We start from the raw sequence: 741 nt of genomic DNA on the forward strand, positions 1-741 counted from the left end.
GGGGCTCGCCGCGCCCCGCCGCCGCCGGCGGCGCGCCGCTCAGCGATACAGCGGCGTCAGCCCGGGATAGGGGATTTCCGCCAGGCCGCGCTCGCGCAGCAACCGGTTGGCGGCGCGCGTCACCTCCTTCGGCCCGGCCTGGTGGCCATCCAGCACGAAATAGCCGTTGCGCAGCGGCCGCACCCGCCCGCCCAGCATGCAGCAGGCATACTGGATGGGGGTCATGTCGTCCTCCACCTCGGCGAAGCTGGACAGGAAGGGCGAACTCTCCCGCCCCTTGCTGGCCCGGCTCAGCACGCGCTTGGCGCGGCGCTGCGCGTACCAGGGTTCGATGCCGAAGGCGCGGGCCAGGCAGTTCACCTCCTCGCCCGCCAGCAGCCGGCGGTCGAACTCGCCGCGCAGCTCGACGGCCAGGGCGCGCCGGCGGATCTGCTGGCGGCGCTTGTGGGGGGCGTGCAGCCGGTCCTCATCCTCGTCCACAGTCGTCTCATCCTCTGTGTCCGCGTCGCATGACGCGATCCGGGTCGCTCCTTCTGGAGATCAAGGAGCCGTCCCTTCTGGAGGCCGGCGATGCGTCACGTTATGCGAAAATTTGCTGATCGCTCGCTAACATCGCCGGGTTCCGCCGTGATTTCCTCACGAAAAAGGGAGGGATGTGATGACAGGCTTTCCGGGCGCCCCGGCGCATGGCTGAGCTGCCGCCGATCGGGGCGCCCGCCGCCCCGCGCCAGGCCGGCCTGG

The 741-nt window shown here is 71.1% G+C and carries 1 protein-coding gene; it reads right to left on the reverse strand.

The window, feature by feature from the left end; all coding sequences use genetic code 11:
* Positions 1–39: 39 nt before the first annotated feature.
* Positions 40–480, reverse strand: coding sequence for a hypothetical protein (locus HMPREF0731_RS22310; RefSeq protein WP_040614501.1), 441 nt, complete (start codon positions 478–480; stop codon positions 40–42).
* Positions 481–741 lie beyond the last annotated feature (261 nt).

The organism is Pseudoroseomonas cervicalis ATCC 49957 (assembly GCF_000164635.1).
GTDB lineage: Bacteria > Pseudomonadota > Alphaproteobacteria > Acetobacterales > Acetobacteraceae > Pseudoroseomonas > Pseudoroseomonas cervicalis.